The sequence below is a fragment of the Candidatus Paraluminiphilus aquimaris genome (genome assembly GCF_026230195.1).
In the GTDB taxonomy this organism is placed as follows: Bacteria; Pseudomonadota; Gammaproteobacteria; order Pseudomonadales; family Halieaceae; genus Luminiphilus; species Luminiphilus aquimaris.
Genome location: NZ_CP036501.1, coordinates 303,952 through 322,400, shown reverse-complemented (window position 1 = coordinate 322,400; position 18,449 = coordinate 303,952). Strand labels below are relative to the sequence as shown.

Annotated in this window: 18 protein-coding genes; 14 read left to right on the top strand and 4 right to left on the bottom strand. The window is 52.8% G+C overall.

The window, feature by feature from the left end; genetic code table 11:
- Window positions 1-43: 43 nt before the first annotated feature.
- Both E0F26_RS01455 and E0F26_RS01450 read left to right on the top strand, forming a co-directional pair.
- The gene (locus E0F26_RS01455) at window positions 44-1,693 is read left to right on the top strand and encodes a phosphodiesterase (RefSeq protein ID WP_279242269.1); all 1,650 of its coding nucleotides are present in this window, start codon (window positions 44-46) and stop codon (window positions 1,691-1,693) included.
- A 10-nt stretch (window positions 1,694-1,703) separates the two neighbouring features.
- The gene (locus E0F26_RS01450; RefSeq protein ID WP_279242268.1) at window positions 1,704-2,750 is read left to right on the top strand and encodes a UDP-glucose--hexose-1-phosphate uridylyltransferase; all 1,047 of its coding nucleotides are present in this window, start codon (window positions 1,704-1,706) and stop codon (window positions 2,748-2,750) included.
- 43 nt (window positions 2,751-2,793) lie between these two features.
- Here E0F26_RS01450 and E0F26_RS01445 read toward each other — a convergent pair whose 3' ends face one another.
- On the bottom strand, window positions 2,794-3,852 hold the full coding sequence (locus E0F26_RS01445; protein WP_279242267.1) for an MBL fold metallo-hydrolase: 1,059 nt from the start codon (window positions 3,850-3,852) through the stop codon (window positions 2,794-2,796).
- 82 nt (window positions 3,853-3,934) lie between these two features.
- Here E0F26_RS01445 and E0F26_RS01440 point away from each other — a divergent pair, with 82 nt between their 5' ends.
- On the top strand, window positions 3,935-5,095 hold the full coding sequence (locus tag E0F26_RS01440; protein WP_279242266.1) for a galactokinase: 1,161 nt from the start codon (window positions 3,935-3,937) through the stop codon (window positions 5,093-5,095).
- A gap of 31 nt (window positions 5,096-5,126) precedes the next feature.
- On the opposite strand, the gene E0F26_RS01435 is transcribed toward E0F26_RS01440, so the two are convergent.
- Together E0F26_RS01435 and E0F26_RS12495 are read right to left on the bottom strand one after the other, a co-directional pair.
- Window positions 5,127-6,197, bottom strand: coding sequence for a hypothetical protein (locus E0F26_RS01435; RefSeq protein WP_279242265.1), 1,071 nt, complete (start codon window positions 6,195-6,197; stop codon window positions 5,127-5,129).
- Window positions 6,190-6,726: a UGSC family (seleno)protein gene (locus E0F26_RS12495; protein ID WP_320416192.1), complete on the bottom strand. Its 537-nt coding sequence runs from the start codon at window positions 6,724-6,726 to the stop codon at window positions 6,190-6,192. The genes E0F26_RS01435 and E0F26_RS12495 overlap by 8 nt, the downstream gene beginning before the upstream one ends.
- Before the next feature lie 146 nt (window positions 6,727-6,872).
- Between E0F26_RS12495 and E0F26_RS01420 the strand changes: the two genes are divergently transcribed.
- The 3 genes from E0F26_RS01420 (at window position 6,873) to E0F26_RS01410 (ending at window position 9,507) form a co-directional block, all read left to right on the top strand.
- Window positions 6,873-7,763: an aldo/keto reductase gene (locus E0F26_RS01420; protein WP_279242262.1), complete on the top strand. Its 891-nt coding sequence runs from the start codon at window positions 6,873-6,875 to the stop codon at window positions 7,761-7,763.
- 148 nt (window positions 7,764-7,911) lie between these two features.
- Window positions 7,912-8,652, top strand: coding sequence for a VOC family protein (locus E0F26_RS01415; protein WP_279242261.1), 741 nt, complete (start codon window positions 7,912-7,914; stop codon window positions 8,650-8,652).
- A 27-nt stretch (window positions 8,653-8,679) separates the two neighbouring features.
- On the top strand, window positions 8,680-9,507 hold the full coding sequence (locus E0F26_RS01410) for an enoyl-CoA hydratase (protein ID WP_279242260.1): 828 nt from the start codon (window positions 8,680-8,682) through the stop codon (window positions 9,505-9,507).
- A gap of 44 nt (window positions 9,508-9,551) precedes the next feature.
- Here the strand turns inward: E0F26_RS01410 and E0F26_RS01405 are convergent, their stop codons facing one another.
- Complete coding sequence (locus E0F26_RS01405; protein WP_279242259.1) at window positions 9,552-10,895, bottom strand: oxygenase MpaB family protein; 1,344 nt, start codon at window positions 10,893-10,895, stop codon at window positions 9,552-9,554.
- 433 nt (window positions 10,896-11,328) lie between these two features.
- On the opposite strand from E0F26_RS01405, the gene E0F26_RS01400 reads away from it, so the two are divergent.
- The 8 genes from E0F26_RS01400 to E0F26_RS01365 all read left to right on the top strand — a co-directional run bounded on the left by E0F26_RS01400 (window position 11,329) and on the right by E0F26_RS01365 (window position 18,417).
- On the top strand, window positions 11,329-12,969 hold the full coding sequence (locus E0F26_RS01400) for a tetratricopeptide repeat protein (protein WP_279242258.1): 1,641 nt from the start codon (window positions 11,329-11,331) through the stop codon (window positions 12,967-12,969).
- A gap of 34 nt (window positions 12,970-13,003) precedes the next feature.
- Entirely contained in the window at window positions 13,004-13,951 is a 948-nt protein-coding gene (locus E0F26_RS01395; protein WP_279242257.1) for an alpha/beta fold hydrolase, read from the top strand.
- Window positions 13,952-14,112: 161 nt separating this feature from the next.
- Window positions 14,113-14,571: a Fur family transcriptional regulator gene (locus E0F26_RS01390; RefSeq protein ID WP_279242256.1), complete on the top strand. Its 459-nt coding sequence runs from the start codon at window positions 14,113-14,115 to the stop codon at window positions 14,569-14,571.
- A gap of 21 nt (window positions 14,572-14,592) precedes the next feature.
- Complete coding sequence (locus E0F26_RS01385) at window positions 14,593-14,994, top strand: MerC domain-containing protein (protein ID WP_279242255.1); 402 nt, start codon at window positions 14,593-14,595, stop codon at window positions 14,992-14,994.
- 95 nt (window positions 14,995-15,089) lie between these two features.
- Window positions 15,090-16,289, top strand: coding sequence for a zinc metallochaperone GTPase ZigA (gene zigA, locus E0F26_RS01380; protein ID WP_279243241.1), 1,200 nt, complete (start codon window positions 15,090-15,092; stop codon window positions 16,287-16,289).
- The gene (locus tag E0F26_RS01375; RefSeq protein WP_279242254.1) at window positions 16,289-16,978 is read left to right on the top strand and encodes a DUF1826 domain-containing protein; all 690 of its coding nucleotides are present in this window, start codon (window positions 16,289-16,291) and stop codon (window positions 16,976-16,978) included. The genes zigA and E0F26_RS01375 overlap by 1 nt, the downstream gene beginning before the upstream one ends.
- A gap of 242 nt (window positions 16,979-17,220) precedes the next feature.
- Window positions 17,221-17,511: a hypothetical protein gene (locus E0F26_RS01370; RefSeq protein ID WP_279242253.1), complete on the top strand. Its 291-nt coding sequence runs from the start codon at window positions 17,221-17,223 to the stop codon at window positions 17,509-17,511.
- A 12-nt stretch (window positions 17,512-17,523) separates the two neighbouring features.
- The gene (locus tag E0F26_RS01365; RefSeq protein WP_279242252.1) at window positions 17,524-18,417 is read left to right on the top strand and encodes a LysR family transcriptional regulator; all 894 of its coding nucleotides are present in this window, start codon (window positions 17,524-17,526) and stop codon (window positions 18,415-18,417) included.
- The last annotated feature ends 32 nt before the right edge of the window (window positions 18,418-18,449 follow it).

The window sequence follows — 18,449 nt, the reverse complement described above, 5'->3', positions numbered from 1 at the left end:
GCTCGCTGCTGAAAGGGTGTTTCGTATTAAGGTGCTCTTGTAGGTGAAGTTAGTTCGTCGAACACTACTTGCTGGCGCCGCAGCATGTGCTCCGCTTCTGAGCTTGGTCGGATGCACCCCGGGCGCTCGTCAGACGATAAGGCATATTTTGCCGAGTGTAACTGACACCACGATCGCACTAACCTGTTCCATTGTTAAGCCTGCTGACGCGCTTTTTCTGCGTGTTAACGACCAGGTCTATGCGGGTACGAAACGCGACACTCATGGATGCCACTGGTCCTTTTTTATAGAAGACCTCGTGCCCGATACCCAATTTAAGTTGCAGCTCATTGATGGCGAAACGTGGGTGGGCGAGGCGTGGTCCCTTAGTACCTTTCCTGCAGAAGATGCCGATGTCGACGCGCTCAGGTTGGCTACATTTACTTGCGCGGGAGGGGGTGACGCATTTGGCTTTAATGGTCTTGAGTACTTCAAGCCGCATGCCTTTCGTCAGAGGCTATTTGATGACCTGCTGTCGCGAGAGCCTGATGCAGTCATTGCCATTGGCGATCATATTTATTGGGATCTTCGTGGCGGTAGTAAACCGCCTCTGGGGCGTCGCAAATCAGCGCTGATTCGCTGGGTTATTGGCGCTTATCTTCGCGTCAAATACGGGACCTTTGATCGAGATTTACCGTTAATTGGATCGGCGAACGAGGCTGTGCTCAAGCGCATTGCTGACGAGCAGATTGCCGAGCTATACGGCACACGATTCCGATCTACCCCCGTCTTCTTTATTTCCGATGATCACGATTACTTTGAGAACGACGACGCGGAAAAAGATCTTGTCACCTTTCCAGCTGACGCGTTCAGCCGTGACGCGCACAGCGCCGTCGCTGACCTCTACTATCCTGCGCTGCCCTACGCGCCGGCACCTGATGCCGCTAGATCGTTTGGCTTGTTCAAATATGGAAACCTATTCGAGGCTCCGTTACTCGATTGCGCAGGCGAGCTGTCCTTGACCGACAGCTTGGATGTTACGGAGGATAACCGCGAGGGTCAGGATATAAACAATGCACGACTGTTCCCGGAAGCGATCGAACAGTGGGTGCTTGGTCGCATCAACCGCTCTCCAGCTAAACACTTCGCGCTAGTACCGTCGCATCCGATAGGCTGGACGGCAGGTAAATGGCGCGAATGGTATCCCGATGTTGTTGCGCCGAGAGGGTTTGAAGGTCTGGTTACCAACGAACTCAACTTCGATGGTGCCACCAAAGGTGCGCTCACGACGCGTGCACAAAAATACCTATGGCAGCGAGGCTGGTGGTTACAGCACCAGCGATTGGTGAAGGCGCTCTCGTCACGACAAGGTTCTCGGTTTACGTTTTCGGGTGATATCCATGCGCAAGGCGCAATTGCGATTGAAGCATCGGGAGCTGAGGATCTTCCTGGCGGCCCCGTGATCTCGTTGTTGGTCGGTCCCGTCAGCACGTCTACCGCTACCTGGCCGTCGTTTGCGAGGGGTATTTTAGCGAATCAACCGGGTTGGTTACGAACCAAAACCTTATCGGCGACCCAGGAGATCAACGGGTTTACATTATTGGACATTACGCCTAGCGAAGTGGTGGCACAGCTGGTTAACTGTGGAGGACATGACGCGGCAGACCTCGAAGATGGGCGTATGCAAAGCGTGATTAAACTTCTTTTGAGCTGAGTAACATCTTTTGGGCACCTTCGATACCAGCCAGTACTCTCACCGCCGATTTAATCCGCTGACCGGCCGTTGGGTATTGGTCTCGCCACATCGTACGCAGCGTCCTTGGCAGGGAAAGCAAGAATCGACGATCAGCGATTCGAGGGCTGCGTTCGACCCTGGTTGTTACCTTTGCCCAGGCAACGAACGGGCCGGTGGCGAGCGCAACCCTGTCTACACGGGGCCGCATGTTTTTCAGAATGACTTCAGCGCGCTGCTGCCTGACGGGTCTATGGACCGCATCGATGAGCATGAACTGTTGCGTTCCGAGGGCGAGTCGGGCATTTGCCGGGTGATCTGTTTCTCGCCGCGTCACGACCTAACTCTGCCAGAGATGCCAGTAGAAGATATCCGCTTAGTGGTGGACCTCTGGACCTCTCAGTACCTTGAGCTGAGCGCCACAGAGAACATTAACCACGTTCAAATATTTGAAAATAAGGGCGAGATCATGGGGTGCAGTAATCCTCATCCTCACGGTCAAATTTGGGCGCAGCGAAGTATCCCGGATGAGGTTCGACTCGAGTCTGAGCGAATGCGAGAACACCTCGAAAAAACGGGTCGGACATTATTGGGCGATTACTGGCGGGTCGAGCAGGAACGCGGTGAGCGGATTATTTGTGAAAATCAAAGTTTCGTCGCTCTCGTACCGTTTTGGGCTAATTGGCCTTTCGAGGCGCTTGTGATGTGTAAGCGGCAGGTGCGTCATCTTGGTGAGATGACAACACAAGAACGCTCCGCCCTTGCCGATATTATTAAGAACCTGACCACCCGATATGACAATCTTTTCGAGTGCAGCTTCCCTTATTCAGCGGGTATGCATCAGTCGCCAACGGACGGGGCAGACTACCCCCAGTGGGATTGGCACATGCATTTCTACCCGCCTTTACTACGCTCAGCGACCGTGAAAAAGTTTATGGTGGGCTATGAGATGTTAGCTGAGCCGCAGCGTGATTTAACGCCAGAAGAGAGCGCCGCGAGACTGCGCGCTGTTTCACAGGTGCATTACAAAACGCGCTAACGGCTAAGCTGTTGTCACCGGATGGATTGGGGTCAGCGCCCACTCAGCGGCTGATGGTCCGAGCTTGCCCGGGCTCCAAGGCCCAGAAGCTCTCCGCGTCAATCTCGGCGTCTCGCAACGCAGTATCTAAGTCGACTAGCGGTTGATTCACGGGCTCCCAGGTTAATTGGAAGACGCCAAAATGCATGCCTACGCTCTGGTTACTGTTAAGGTCAATGTGCGCTTGAACGGCCTCTTTGGGATTTAAGTGGATGTCCTGCATAAACCATCGTGGCTCATAAGCGCCAATAGGGATAATACTTAATGCGAAGGAGCCAAAGCGTTCACCTTGTTCCTTGAAGTGCGGCGAATAGCCCGTATCCCCAGCAAAGTAGATATTCCCCTCGCTCGTCTCTACGACAAAGGATCCCCACAATGTCCGCATTTGGTCGAAGACACCTCGAGCCGATCGGTGTTGGCACTCAACAAAATGCACTGTGGCATTCTCGACAGCCGTGCTGTCGCGCCAATCGAGTTCGATCGCTTGTTCGTAGCCAATTGACCTCAGTAATGCCGCATTGCCGAGGCCAGATACGATGACAGGTTCCTTGTTTTGTCGCTGGCGCAACTGTTTCAGTGTCTCAGTGTCGAGGTGGTCGTAGTGGTTATGGCTGATCAGTATGAGATCTATCTCCGGCAGATCGCTGATCGCAACGCCAGGCGGTCGAATTCGTTTCGGACCGGCAAAGGTGACAGGGCTGGCGCGCTCGGACCAAATCGGGTCCGTGAGGATATTCAGCCCGCCGACCTGTATCAGCACCGTTGCATGGTTGATGTGCGTGGTGTGAATGCCCTGCTCAACACGATCGGGGATGGGCGGTGCTGGGGGGTTGGCAAGAGCTTCTGGCCACTCCGACTCATTCCACAGACTCTCCCACAAGAAGCGGCTAATATCGCTTAAACCCTTGTCGGATCCATCTCGGTTATAAAACCGCGATCCATCGGAATGGTCACTGACTGGGTAGGGCTTTGCGCTCACAAGGCCGCAAGCTGATAACATCAAGGCCATCAAGATCGGCACAAAATGTACGCGTTGAAGTTTTTGATACATCGTAGTTTTCATGCGCAATTTACGCGGAGCTTTGAGGAGGCGATCATCCATGCGGTGTTATGGCCCGTGTACTAACTCACATTGAGAAGACTCTATGCTCGACACGGTTCGGCTTTATTTTTCAGATACCTTTGGTTCAGCGGACGGCGTCCGGGTGATTATGGCGCCGGGGCGGGTCAATCTCATTGGTGAATACACCGACTTTAACGACGGCTTCGTTCTTCCTATGACGGTCGACCGGGGGGTCTACCTAGGTATCCGTCCGCGAGTGGATCAGCGAGTTAGAATTGCCTCAAGCCGGTTCGGCGAGCTGATTGACGTTTCGTTGGGGGATTTTAAGAGGCCCGAACCCGGTCATTGGTCGTGTTATGTCTTAGGCGTTGTGGAAGAGCTGAGATTGCTTGGATTGATCTCGACAGGGTTTGAGGCAGTGATCGACGGTAATTTAAACTTGGGCGCTGGACTGAGTTCTTCAGCGGCACTTGAAATTGCGACCGCGGTGGCGCTTCAAACGATTTTCAAGTTTGAGATGAGTCGTATCGACATTGCAATTCTATGCCAGCGCGTCGAGCACCGTTATGCCGGTGTTATGTGCGGCATCATGGATCAATTCGCCAGTGGTCTTGGGCGCAAAGGTCATGCTTTGCTGCTCGATTGCAGAACGTTGTCACATGTGAGCATCCCTGTGGCACTGGGTGACTACCGCATTGTGATTATTTCCAGCGAGGTCAAACGTGAGCTCGCGTCCTCTGCCTACAATGAGCGCCGATCACAATGCGAGGACGGTGTCTTAGTCTTTAAACAAAAGGATCCGACCGTTGAGGCACTTCGGGATGTAAGTATTGAGGCACTCGAGGCCTGTGGTGGCGAGCTGTCTGAGGTGGTGTACCGCCGTTGCCGTCACGTTATTACAGAGACTGCACGCGTGCTTGATGCCTCAGCGGCCCTTGGGGCGGGAAACTTGACCCAATTTGGCGCGCTGATGACGCAATCACATCTGTCATTGCGAGACGACTTTGAGGTGAGCTGTGCTGAGCTCGACTGTCTGGTTGACATTGCAAGTGGCGTTGAGGGTGTTTTGGGGGCTCGCATGACGGGCGCCGGGTTTGGTGGATGCACCGTGACACTCATTCACAAAGACTCGATCGACACGTTACGCGAACAGTTGCTCACCTACACAGAGCGCTTTAGCCTCAACCCAGAGATGTTTGTGCTGGATGGTAACGGCGAAGCCGGCGAAGTGTTGGCTAACTGAGACACGAGACGCCTCTAATCGGCACGGGTACTCAGGCAGTTGCTAGACCCGGGATCTCGCAGAACAGATCAGCTTCCACTTTAACACTGACGGCTGCGTTAGCGTGTGCTCCCACACACCAAGATGGCATAACCATCGAATACACGCCTGAGCCGCCCGCCTGCAGGATTAAAATTTGCTCCGGACCTTTAAATGCCATGCGATCTTGCGGATTTGCCCCAGCGAATTGGCTGAATAGGCGCTTGACGATACTCGCTTCTACAAAGCTACGCTCATACAGCTCTTGCGCGATGTCCTCACGTGTCAGTCCGGCACCATGCAAAATAGCTGTGTGCTCTGGGTTAAGAACGACCGTGGCGCAGCCGCCGGTGAGTGTGCCGTTATTACTCGGGGGGTTTGCAAGTCCCATCGCCAGCAACTCAAGTAAGGATTTGTAGCTATTGGGGTCGTCGCCATTACCCGCATAGATAACTGAGTGGGGCGCCTCTGCACCTAATACAGTTACGACACTGTCGTCTGCCTCAAAGCCGCGGCTGACGTGAAGTGGGGTGAAAGGACTGGCTTCCTCATCCTCTGCAAGACAGAAGGTGAACTTTCCCGGATGACCTAGGAGCGCCATATCAGAGCTGCCAGGTCGTGCCTTGCCAATATTGATCATAGTGAGTCTGAGCGCTCGACCGATCGTCGCGTTCGCTCGGTGGCCTGGGCCGAGGGCGCCCGTGCCTGATGCAATAGGTCCGCAGGTGTGTCTCGCAGGTCCATTGACGATAATCAAGGGTGCCGTGCAGTGCGTGGTGGCCTGCATTTCGGTGAGGTCGAACTCGGGTTCGATGACGGCTTTAACAGCCGCCACGACAACCGGCATGTAATCTGGCTTACATCCCGCCATAACGGCGGCAATCGCGACCTTTTCGACGGTGGCAATGCCGTGTCCAGGCCCCATTGTTCCCAGCATCATGTCCGCATCGAGCCCCGAGGCCAGCACCATTCGAGAAACACGTTCTGCGGTGGGAATAACAACCGGCAAACCATCCGTGCAGCCTAGACGGTGGAGTTCCTCAAGAGCCGCTTCCTCGTCGCGTGCGGAGAGAATATCAGTCACTTGTCGCCTCAAGCGCCGTCAGAATTTGCTCGGCCACTGAATCGGCAACCGCTGTCATATTCTGAGAACCCGTACCGGCAACAGGGTGGGGGAGTTGAACACGAGGCACGTCAGACATGCCGAGTGATTCGGCAACAAAGTTGCCTTGGGACCAAAACTCCTCGGTGACTAGTGCCACTGCAGGAATACCCAGTTTTGCGAGGTTTATGCCGTCACGCACGGTGCCGGTAGTGCAGGAGCCTCAGTGCCCGTAGGCTGCGATGACGCCAACGCAGTCGCCACCAATTTCCCCAAGCAGCTTCTCAGGTGCAGCGATGGTGGCATTTCCTTTGTTATAGGCTTTGAGATTGATGCCGGGTCTGCGACGGGCTACGGCCTCGCCAACTTGGTTAAGAAATTCCACGGAGTCAGGGAATCCATTGGCCAACAAGCCGATGGTCGTTTGCGCACTACCGTCGACGGACACCGACAAATTGTAGGGTGTTTGCTCAACACCAACGGCCGCATCTGGGTTTAGAAATTCAATCATGAAAAACCTCAATCTCTTAATGTCTTTATCGCCAACCCTGACGGTTGTGTCAAGGCTACCAGAGCTGTCAGTGCCTCACGGGACGATCGGGCAACACTTTACGATGATTAAGGCGTAGACTGATTGGCACACTTGAAGGGGAAACTATGGAACGTCTTCAGATTGCTGATGGATTGGAATTCAGCCGGCTCGTTTATGGAATGTGGCGCTTAGCGGATGATGCTGATATTTCAGTGAAGCACGTTGAAGCTAAAATTCAGGCGGCGCTTGGCCAGGGTATTACGACCTTTGATCAGGCAGATATTTACGGCGGCTACACAGCAGAAGACGTGATGGGGACTGCGCTGAAAGCTAATCCCTCTCTTCGCCATCAAATGGAAATTATCACCAAGTGCGACATCGTTATTGACGCGGGTCGTCACTCAGGCGCACGAGTAAAGCACTACGATACAACCAGAGCGCATATTCACGAGAGTGTGAACCAGTCGCTTACAGCCTTAGGAACCGACTTTGTCGACGTCGTACTGATTCATCGCCCCGACCCGCTAATGGACCATCACGAGACCGGGTCAGCGCTCGATGCTTTGATTGATGACGGAAAAGCGCGTGCTGTGGGGGTTTCCAATTTTAGACCCTGGGATTGGCAGTTACTCCAGTCCGCTATGCGGCACAAACTGGTCACTAATCAGATCGAGCTAAGCCTCAAAGAAACGTCCCCTTTTATCAATGGTGATCTGGCGTTTCATCAACAACACGATCATGTGGTCATGGCGTGGTCGCCTCTCGGGGGAGGCGATTTGATGACTGCATCGAATGAGTTGACGCGTCGCCTCGATGCCATTGCTAAGCGCTTTGATGTTGACCGTGCGGCGGTCGCTGCCGCATTTTTATTAGCTCATCCAGCGAGGATTACGCCGGTGATGGGAACCAATAATCTGGAGAGAATTTCCATGCTGTCCGACGCCGAGAAGGTAGAGCTTGACCGACAGGATTGGTTCTTTCTTTACGAGTCCGCACTGGGTCACGAGGTGCCGTGATCGAGAAGGACGAGTGACGGTGGACATAATAATTGCGCGAATTGAAGCGCTCTATTTTGATGTGCGCACTATTTGAATGCGGCGAGTTGTGGTGGAGAGTGTAGCGATTCCGCGGTAGCAGTAACCTGCAAAAGGTGAGGGGTAGTGGATGCGGATAAGACAAGTAGCCCTGGCTTCTTCAGACCTTATGATGGCTGATGAGACGCTGTGTCGGCTGTTAGGTTGTGCTGAGGGTTATATCGATCGTGAGATCATTTACTTCGGGCTACAAAATCGGCTCTACACAGTTGGCGATACTTTCCTTGAGGTGGTCAGTCCTGCTCAGCCAGGCGCAGCAGCGGGTCGTTTCTTAGAGCGGCGCGGCACTGATGGCGGTTATATGGTGATCGTACAGGTGGAAGATCTTGAGCGTGAGAAAAAGCGGCTCGAACACACAGGCATTCGCACCGTTTTCTCAGATGATCGCGGCGTCGCAAAGGCTATTCATTTGCACCCTAAAGACGTTCCTGGCGCCATTCCTTCTCTCGACGAAATGACACCGCCTGAGTCATGGCTGTGGGCGGGTGATGGTTGGGAGGCACGCGCGGCGAGACATGTGGGTGACATAAAGGCTGTGGAGATAGCTTCGGATAGCCCGCGGGAGACAGGAAATTGCTGGGCCAAAGCTTATGGTAAAGCGCTGCAGCAAGACGGCAAACATTGGTGCTTGTCGCTGGGAAATACCGAGATTCGTTTTGTTCTCGATTCGAAATCCAACGAGCCAGCACTCAGAGCCATCGACTTTGACACCCTAGACTTTCGGGCTATCTGCGCCGTTGCAGACGAGCTTGGCTTGAGTCGACGCGATCGTGTTGTCAGTGTCTGTGGCGTAGAGTTTAATTTTTGTTGAGCGGTCCTTAGAGAATTGGGAGGGAAAATGTCGTCAGGGGTAATCGATACGGGAACAGATCACTTACTTGCGAATCTCACGGGAGGCATTCTCACTCTGACGTTCAATCGACCCGAGGCACGAAATGCGCTATCGAGTGAGCTTCTTCAGGCACTGGGTAGTCAGCTCGCCGATGGGGAAATTAATCCCGAGGTTCGGTGCGTGGTTATCACAGGAACAGGGGCTGCGTTTTGTGCCGGCGGTGACGTGAAAGCCATGTCAGAAACAAATTCCAACGGCGCAAAAAGTACGTTGGATACGCTCATTCAGAGGCAGCGCTTAAACCAGCGCGCCACCAGTGGTCGACTGTATAAAATGCCTAAGCCCACCCTGGCGGTCTTACCGGGGCCGGCTGCAGGTGCAGGTCTTTCGATTGCCCTCGCGTGTGATCTGAGAATCATGTCATCGACCGCGTTTATGACAACGGCGTTTGCCAAAGTGGGCTTTGCGGGGGATTACGGCGGTTCGCTCTTTATGTCGCAGCTTGTGGGGACCGCCAAAGCGCGCGAACTGTATTTCCTCTCCGATCGAATCAGTGCAAAAGAGGCTGAGGACTTGGGTCTCACCAATTGGGTGGTTGAGCCTGAAGCGTTGCAGGAAAGTGCGGCCGGCATAGCGCAGAAATTAGCCAACGGCCCCACGGTTGCCTACAGTTACATGAAAGAGAATCTTGCACGCGCCCTTACATCGGCCGATGTTCATGATTGTCTCGATTTGGAAGCCTCGCACCATATCCATTGCGGCGGGACTGATGATCATAAAAACGCGGTTGAAGCATTTATCGAAAAGCGCGCCCCAGTATTTGAAGGGCGGTAGTCAAAGTGCGGGATTCAACCCGCGGGCTTAAGCGCTGAAAGCCGCTAGCTACCCACCGACGGCGAGGCACCTACTAGCTTGTACTCGCTGGCATCGGTAATAAAATCGGCGTGGCCGTAGGTTTTAAGTAACTGTTCCAACTTGCGCGTTAATCGCTGGTCGAGCCAATTGCGAATTACCGGGATTTTCATGCCGACACTGCAAAGATTGGAGCTCCCTACGATGGTAGCTAGCGCGCAGGCTGTGGCAATTTTGTCATTAAAGCCAAAATGCACGCCCATGGCGTTTGCGCGAGCGGTTTTACCTTCGCAGAAGTTTTTTATCAGGAAGTATTTAGAAAAACCGCGTTCCATCCATCGATGGAAGCGCCCCATTGCACTCGGGTCAGTGAACAGCTCGGCATCCATCGTACCTCGTACCAATTCACCGCACGTTTCATCGTCATAGGTCTCGCGCAGAGACATACCCCTCGCTGTCATTAGATCAACGATTTCCTGCGGTGTTTCACCTAAAAGTTCTTCGGGCAGACCCAATAGGAAACATCGGTATCTCGCCATTTCAACACGCGCACGCTCGGCGGGCGTGAAATCGGTACGACCTTGCGCCAAAAGCTTGTAGGACAGCAGAAAGATACCGATAAGCCCCGCCGGCATCTGATCAACCTGCGGAATCGGAATGCCGTATGTGGATACATCCCATTTTCCGGTTCGCATGATATTAAAGCGCACCATGGAATGCATGAGCCGCACTTTTGCAGCTGCCTTAAAGCCAGGGTTAAAACGCGCCATCGCATGCGGCATGGCCGTTGCTGTAAAAAAGCTGGCGGTCTCAAAGACCCGGCGAACTGATTTGTCATCAGTTAGCGTGCCCGTCATTGTCATTGGCAGGGCAGTGTACTTATTCATAAAAGTGGCGATGAACGCGCCGCGGATGGCAAAGGGGGATATCGTGGCAAGTGGGACACGCTCGTGCTTGGCACCTTCTTCAATAAGCGCCATATCCACCCAGTCGGGCGTAGCTTCCATGGCGCCTATGAAATCGCTGAGCTCCTTGGGTGGATCTTCCACGTTCTCAAGCCCCTTTTCGCAGGCTGTTTCAAGCATCGTCACCAATGCTCTGAATCCGTATTTAGGTATTAACGCCGCATAGGCATCGGCCACCGCGTCACCCATCATCGTGTATTTGCGAATTCGGTCCCTCAGGTCAGCGTTTTGAAGAACGCGTTCACAGTAGTCGCGGTGTCTCGAGGGTCGAAGCGCGTCGAGATTAAAGTCGGAGACATAGCGCTCGGGGTACTGGTTGAAGTCCACACTGCCATAGATTTCCGGTATGCGAGTTTTCTGCTGAGTAACGGCGTCTGCAAAACCGGTTCGATTTGTTTGTTCCATTCGCGCTGACTCCCAATTATCCAAGGTCGCGGCCAAATTTGTCTTTCGGTAAAACCCAAGCCCGCTGCACCTTCAGACCTTAGACAGTTACGGACATTAACTGCAACTGGTTGCGCAGTGCCAATAACGTGTTGAGGTCGACCGTAAGCCTGTGATGCGCTTTCACAGCACTGCTTAAAGTCGACCTAGCTATTTTTCGCATAAGAACTCAAACCAACTGACTGAACTGCTTTTTTCGACGATTACGCCATCGATTATCAGCACGCGTGTATCAGAACGCGATTGTTGTAAGCGAGAGGTGGATATGAGGCTGAGCGTGACAGGGTGGCGGGTCGCGAATGCTGGCGCCCCCGAGCCGCGCGGGTTACCGTTAGGCTTAATAGAACAAAATAATCTACGTGAGGTGGGCATGATATTTTTGAAGCGCTTGTTTGTGAGTGTGCTGTTAATTGCCTCGAGTACCGCGTTTGGCCAAGAGACATCGTCGTCTGCAATCCTGATGCCTAAGTCGGGTTCCTACTCGCGGACCATCTCTGTCGGTGACACGGCGGCGCAACAATTTTTTGATCAAGGCTTACGCTTTGCCTGGGGTTTTTATTTCCCCGAGTCCATTGCTTCGTACCAAGAAGCATCGAGGCTAGCGCCAGAGCATCCCATGCCCTTTTGGGGAATTGCTCACGCGGCAGGACCCAACCCCAATTCCCGTTACGCACAGATGCCCGATGATCCTCAAGGTGCAGGTTTAAAAGCCATTAAAGCGGCGCTTGCTCGTATCGATCGTGCCACCGCAATGGAGGCCTCGCTGATCAAGGCGCTGTTTGTTTTCTATGATGCTGAAAGTATTCCTGATCCCCGCGAGCGGGATCAGGCTTATCTTGCAGCGATGCGTAGTTTGAATGAGCAGTACCCAGATGATCCCGATATCGCGGCGCTCTATGCCGGTAGCTTTATGTCGATTCGGCGCTGGGATTATTGGGACAAAAACGGTGATGCCAAAGGCGAGACGTTGGCCGTCGCCGAGGCGCTTGAGCATGTGATCAACACTGGCGATCCACACCCTGGGGTTTACCATCTTCATATTCACCTCATCGAAGCATCGCTTGAACCCGAGCGGGCTATGGTGTCTGCGGATGCTTTAGAGGCAACTCTGCCCATTGGGGGGCACGTGGTGCACATGCCCGCGCACATTTTCGTTCGTGTGGGTGATTATCAGCGAGCCATTGACAACAATCTTCGCTCGCTCGCCGTGGATAAAGAGTTCGCAGAGCATTGGGGTGATCGACCGCTTCCCAATATAGGCACCTACCCACTGTCGCACAAAATACATGCTGGGCACGCACTCGACTTTGTTCGCTATGCAGCGACCATGCAGGGTAGCTCAGAGCTTGCTATCAAATCGGCAAAGCAAATGGCAGAAGCTATTAGTCGTCACGGCACACCAATGGGAAGGATGCAAAAGCGTGTCGCTGCGCCCTGGGTCACGTTGAAGATTTTTGGCAAGTGGGATGAAGTGCTCGCCATTGAACCACTTACCAATTCGACGCCCTATCTGACCGGTGTTCTGTCCTACGTGAAGGGCAGTGCGCACGTCGCTAAGGGCAATTTTGTAAACGCCACCGAAGAATTAGCGAATATCGAGCGCATTGCGGCATCGCCCGATGTGTCAGTGAATCGCGCGGGTGCTACGGCAACAGCTGAGTTGTTGGCACTCGCAGCGCATGCGCTTGAGGGTGAGATAAAAATGGCACAAGGTGATTTAGACGGTGCTATTTCTGCCTTCGAGAAGGGTGTGGCATTAGAGGATACGAATAACTACACGGAGCCGCCTGATTGGCCACAATCTATGCGTTTGTATTTGGGTGCTGCACTGTTAAAGGCCGGTCGTGCTGCCGAGGCTGAAGCTGTATTTAGGCGCGATTTGAGATGGCACCAAAATAATGGTTGGTCTCTATTTGGTCTAGCGACAGCTCTAGAGGCGCAAGGTAAGTCTGCGGCAGCTGAGAGCGCTCACGATGCATGGAAAAAAGTTTGGTCTAACGCCGATATCACACTGACTGCCCCTGCCGTCATATGAGGGGGCATACATTGTTTTTGCGAGGTGGGTTTTTGTGAACGCAGTTTTAACTTGGTCGAAAGCACTCGTAGCGAGCCTGCTAGTAGGTTTCGTCGCGCCAGTCATGGGCGATCAGCATTACGAATCAGTGGTTAAAGGGGCGGATTTTAGAGCGTCCGTTATCTTGCCCTCCGGTGGCGTATTCACACGGCTCTCTGAGGGCTTTACGTATTATCGCAAAACGGATCGAGTAAATTGCGACACGCCTGACGTCCTAGTTCACGGGTTTTCGGTGCCGTCGTACATTTGGGACCCAACCTATGACTTCCTCGCAAGCAAAGGTCGTTGCGTCATTATGCTTGATCTTTACGGCAGGGGGTTTTCGGATAATCCGGATGTGCCGTATACCGATCATCTTTTTGCAACGCAGGTATTAGAGCTTCTCGATAAGTTGGGTGTCGAGCGTGCTGCGTTCTTTGGCTTATCAAATGGTGGCCGTGTCGTTTCTCAAATCGCAGGGATTGCCCCCGAGCGCGTGGCGCGACTGGTCTACGTTGCATCCTCGGGTTTTCGCGAGGTAAAGCGAGCAGACGATACTTCAGTCAGCCAGCAGGAGGTGGATGCGTTGGTTGCGAAGTATCCCGAGCTACCCGCAGGTCAGCTATCAGACTTTAAGGATCCCACGAATTTTCAAGACTGGGACGATCGGTATGCCGAGCTCTTAGTGCACAAAGGCTTCGCTCGGGCGCTGATCTCGACGCGTAAAAATCATGATTCGCAGGAGTTAGATCGCATTCACTCGATGCTGCAGGCCTCTGAGATACCAGTGACGACGATTTGGGGTGATAGCGATACGGTTGTGGTTTATGCGGCGTTTGCGGAGAAAATTCAACGACTGCTCCCCAAGCGCCAAGAATATTTTGTGAGGGATTCGGGGCACCTGCCGCACATGGAAAACCCTCAACAGTTCGAAGCGATTTTAACTGAGGTCTTAGCGTTGTAGATCGGCACTCACGCTTTGCTTCAACGTTACTCATGCTTTGCTTCAACGTTAGTAGCTACGATTCATACCCGGTCTTTTACATCTGAGTACTCGCTAGTGACGCCGTACGATGTCGGTTTCTGTCATTAAAGATATAATGTATCATTAGTGCATTAAGAGGGATGCACGTGTCATATCTAGAGTCTGTGATTACAAAAGCCGAGGGCCGTTGTCGCGATCGGGGTTCGCGACTTACGCCACTAAGGCGCCAAGTCTTGCGGGCGTTGGTCGAAGTATCAGAACCCATATCCGCTTATGGATTGCTTGAGATATGTAATGCAGAGCGCGAGGAAGCGATGCCCGCGATGTCTATGTATAGAATCCTCGATTTTTTGGTTGATCAACAACTGGCTCACCGGTTGGTAAGTTCTAAAAAGTACATTGCATGCTCCCACATTGACTGTTGCCCAAAGCACTTTCAGCGAGTCCATTTCCTAATCTGTGATCAGTGTGCACGCGTAAAAGAAGTCGAAATGTCTGAGGCAATGATGGATTCTTTGAATCATGTTGCAGGCGCCGAAGGGTTTAAATTGAGTTCCCGACAACTGGAATTTTCCGGTGTCTGCGGCGAATGCCGTTAAGAGCATTGTGGTTTTATGAATATGTTTAGTAACGCTAGTTTCCTGTCTCGGGCGAACGCTGACTCTGCGGCGATCGGCTTATCTGTTGTATGTCTTGTCCACTGCTTGCTCCTGCCCGTTGCACTCGTGCTCTTTCCAAGCGTGTTAGTCAGCTATTTTGCGCAGGAGTGGGTGCATCAACTCGCGGTTATGTTTGCAGTGCCGGTCAGTATGTTTGCCCTGACAATGGGTTGTGGAAGCCATAAACGATTTTGGATATTGGCTTTGGGGGTCCTGGGTATCGCTATTTTGCTGTTTCCGCTTCTGGTGGGGACTGAGGCGCTTGAGACGCCGATGACGATCGTTGGCGCATCAATCATTGCCGCGAGTCATATCGCCAATATGCGAACCTGTCGTTCGTTGGATTGCCATAGCCCCTCTTAACGCTACTTGGCTAAGCTATTTTTTTGGCTCCATATTGATACTTTGTATCATTAAATTTTTGGGTTATACGAGGTAGAGGATTGACCGCGATGGGAATGATGAAGAAGTTACCGGTAACCGTTCTTTCAGGGTTTCTCGGCGCTGGAAAAACAACGGTTCTCAGTCACATTTTGAACAATCGCGACGGTAAGCGGGTTGCAGTTATCGTCAATGACATGAGTGAGATCAATATCGACTCTGCGGTGGTTCAAAATGAAGTGTCATTAAATCGCAGTGAAGAAAAACTGGTGGAGATGAGTAATGGCTGCATCTGTTGCACCCTCCGAGAAGACCTGCTGGAGGAAGTTAATAATCTGGCAAAGGCTGGGCGCTTCGACTACTTGGTAATTGAGTCGACAGGGATTTCTGAGCCGCTCCCTGTGGCCGAGACATTTACCTTTGCCGACGAGGACGGGGTATCACTGTCTGATGTGGCCGACCTTGACACGATGGTCACGGTGGTCGATGCGGTCAATTTCCTGAAAGATTACGAAGAAGCTAAATACTTGCAGGATACACAGGAGTCGCTCGGCGATGAGGATGAGCGGAGCGTTGCTGACCTGCTGGTTGATCAGGTTGAGTTTGCCGACGTAATTTTAGTGAGCAAAACGGACCTGGCGTCGAGTGAAGATGTCAGCCGATTAGAAGCCATACTGAAAACGCTGAATACGCACGCCCAGATCATTCCTATTGCAAACGGCAACGTCGATGTCGATGCCGTTCTGAGTACAGGCAGTTTTGATTTTGAACGCGCGCAGCAAGCACCGGGGTGGCTGGCAGAAATACGGGGTGAGCACGTACCTGAAACCGAAGAGTACGGTATTTCCAGTTTTAGCTACCAGGCGCGAAGACCGTTTCATCCGGAAAAATTCTTCGCGTTTCTCCACGGTACCGAGCGTTACGGGAAGTTGCTCCGATCAAAAGGCTACTTTTGGTTGGCGACTCGGCCTGAGTTTGCGGGTCAGTGGAGTCAGGCCGGGGGTATTGCCCGTTATGGGTTTGGGGGCATGTTTTGGTCCGCAGTACCTCGGTCGCGCTGGCCCGATGACCCTGAATACCTAGCCAGCATTGAGAAGAGTTGGGAAGAGCCTTTTGGTGATATGCGTCAAGAGTTGGTATTTATTGGTCAGGGGCTTGATGAGCCGAGCGTTCGCAGCGCTTTGGATGACTGTCTGCTCAATGACGAAGAAATGTTTGCGGGCCGCCAATTTTGGGAAACCTTGCCCGATCCCTTTCCTGTGTGGGAGGGCGCCTAATGCAGGCGAATGTTAGTCAGGCCTCAACAGGTGACTACGCGGCTGTTGCAATAGATCAACCGTCAAAAGGCGCCGTCGCATCGAATGATCTGTCAGTTTTAACTCAGATCTACGGCTCGGATACAAATCTTGCAATCTGGCGTCGCAAGCTCGACGGTGAATGCCGGTCTGAATCCGCAAAATGGCTCGAAAGAGATCCGACGTTGCAGCTCAGCCTTATGGCGTCTCCCGAGACGATTCAGCAGTCAATCATATCCGCGTTGCGTGTCGATCAGGGCTCCCCCTTAGTGAAGGATATGGCAGAGCTGGTAGAGATGTTTTGTGTGCTCTTTGAGCTTCCTCGTGTCGGCTTCCGCTTAACGGCGCTGCAAGGCCAGATGTGTCCGAAATTTCATGTCGACCGCGTGCCTTGCAGACTGATCACGACTTACGTTGGGATTGCCACCGAGTGGTTGCCAAATGATAAAGCGGATCGGTCAAAGCTGGGTGCGGTCACGCCGGGGATCGAAAATAGACAAGGCGGCCTCTACAAACAAGATCGTGACATTGCACAATTGAATACAGGTGATGTCGCACTTTTCAAAGGTGAGGCCTGGGAGGGTAATGAGGGCTTCGGTGTTGTACACCGGTCGCCCAGTGTGCCGGATAACACCCACCGACTGTTGCTGACCGTCGATTTCGGTAACTGACTAATCACGTTTTAGCGCTATACGCGAGTGCCCTTGATAGGTCGCAGACGGTGCTTAGATAAATGATGGCCGCATTAATCACATCCATTCTATTATTAATATCTTACACTTTACGTCTATGAGGCATTCAGTGTTCCATTTTTGGAGCGGGCGAGAGCGATTTCGTTACACGCTAAGCCGCTCGTACACGCGTATCCTTGCCACCGTCATCCGTAGTGACGCTAATTAAGGAGCAGCTGAAAATGGAAAACTTCAAAGCGGTATTAATGGTAGGCCTCGTATCTTTGGGTCTTAGTTTCGACGCAAGCGCGGCTACCTCGGTCAACGAAGCCTATGGGCAGTGCAAGGCTGAGGTTCGTGAGAAATTTGGTAGCGAAACACGCATCAAAATGAAGGGAAGCAAAAAGTACAAAGGGACGCTTACCGTTAAATTATCGGTGGTACCCGATGGCGCTTCACGCCAGCGCGTGTTGTGTAAAGTCGCAGACGGTGCATTTGTTTTGACCGACAAAGAAGGCGCACCGCTCTCGTAAGTAAGGGTAACTATGCAGGAGCTCAGTTGGGATGATTTAAAAGTGGTGTTGGCCTGCAGTCGGCACGGCTCCACGCGCATGGCGGCATCTGCACTGGGCGTGAGTAACAGCACCATAGCAAGGCGTCTGGAAACGCTGGAAGCAGCCATTGAAGGACGCCTTTTTGATCGAACACCCGATGGCCTCCTGGCAACAGCGCTTTGTGAGGAGCTGTTGCCAATCGCAAAGACGGTAGAGGACACCATCTCTGACGGGCAGCTGCGGCTTACCGGCAGAGATGCACTCCTAGCGGGGAAGCTGAAAGTATCGATCGCAGATTTTCAGCCCATGAACCGTCTTCTTTTTGAGAAGCTCCATGACTTCTCCAAGACCTATCCGCGTATCCAATTAGACGTCAAGTCATCTAATGAAAACGTCGACCTTTCGAGACGAGAGGCGGACTTTGCGGTACGCGGGCTGAAGATCGATCAACGCCCGCCGAAGGACATTGTTGGTGTGAAATTAGGTCTGCTTTCCGTGGGCTTATACGTCCACAAACAGCTGTTAGCGGACGCCCGACTCGGGAAGCGGGAACTAACCCTTATCGATACGGCCGAGGCATTACCGACTGAACTCCCGACCCAGTCAGAGCTTGGTATCAGAGTTAAGCATTCTGTTGACGGCGTGATACCGAGATTGGGTGCCGTAGCGAATCAAATGGGTGTGGCGGCGCTACCCTGTTGTACGGTCTCAGATTTAGATGATGTCGTTCGTCTGCCTCAGACGGAGAGTGTCCCTTTCCGATATGTCTGGCTGCTCTATCACAAAGATTTGCGGCAGAGTGCTCGAGTGCGCGCCTTGTTCAAACACCTTCTCGAAGTTGAGAATAGCTGGCCTGATAATTGGGCGGGTAGGGAGACAAGCTAGCCCACTGCGTGTGGGTGTTAGTGCTCAATGTT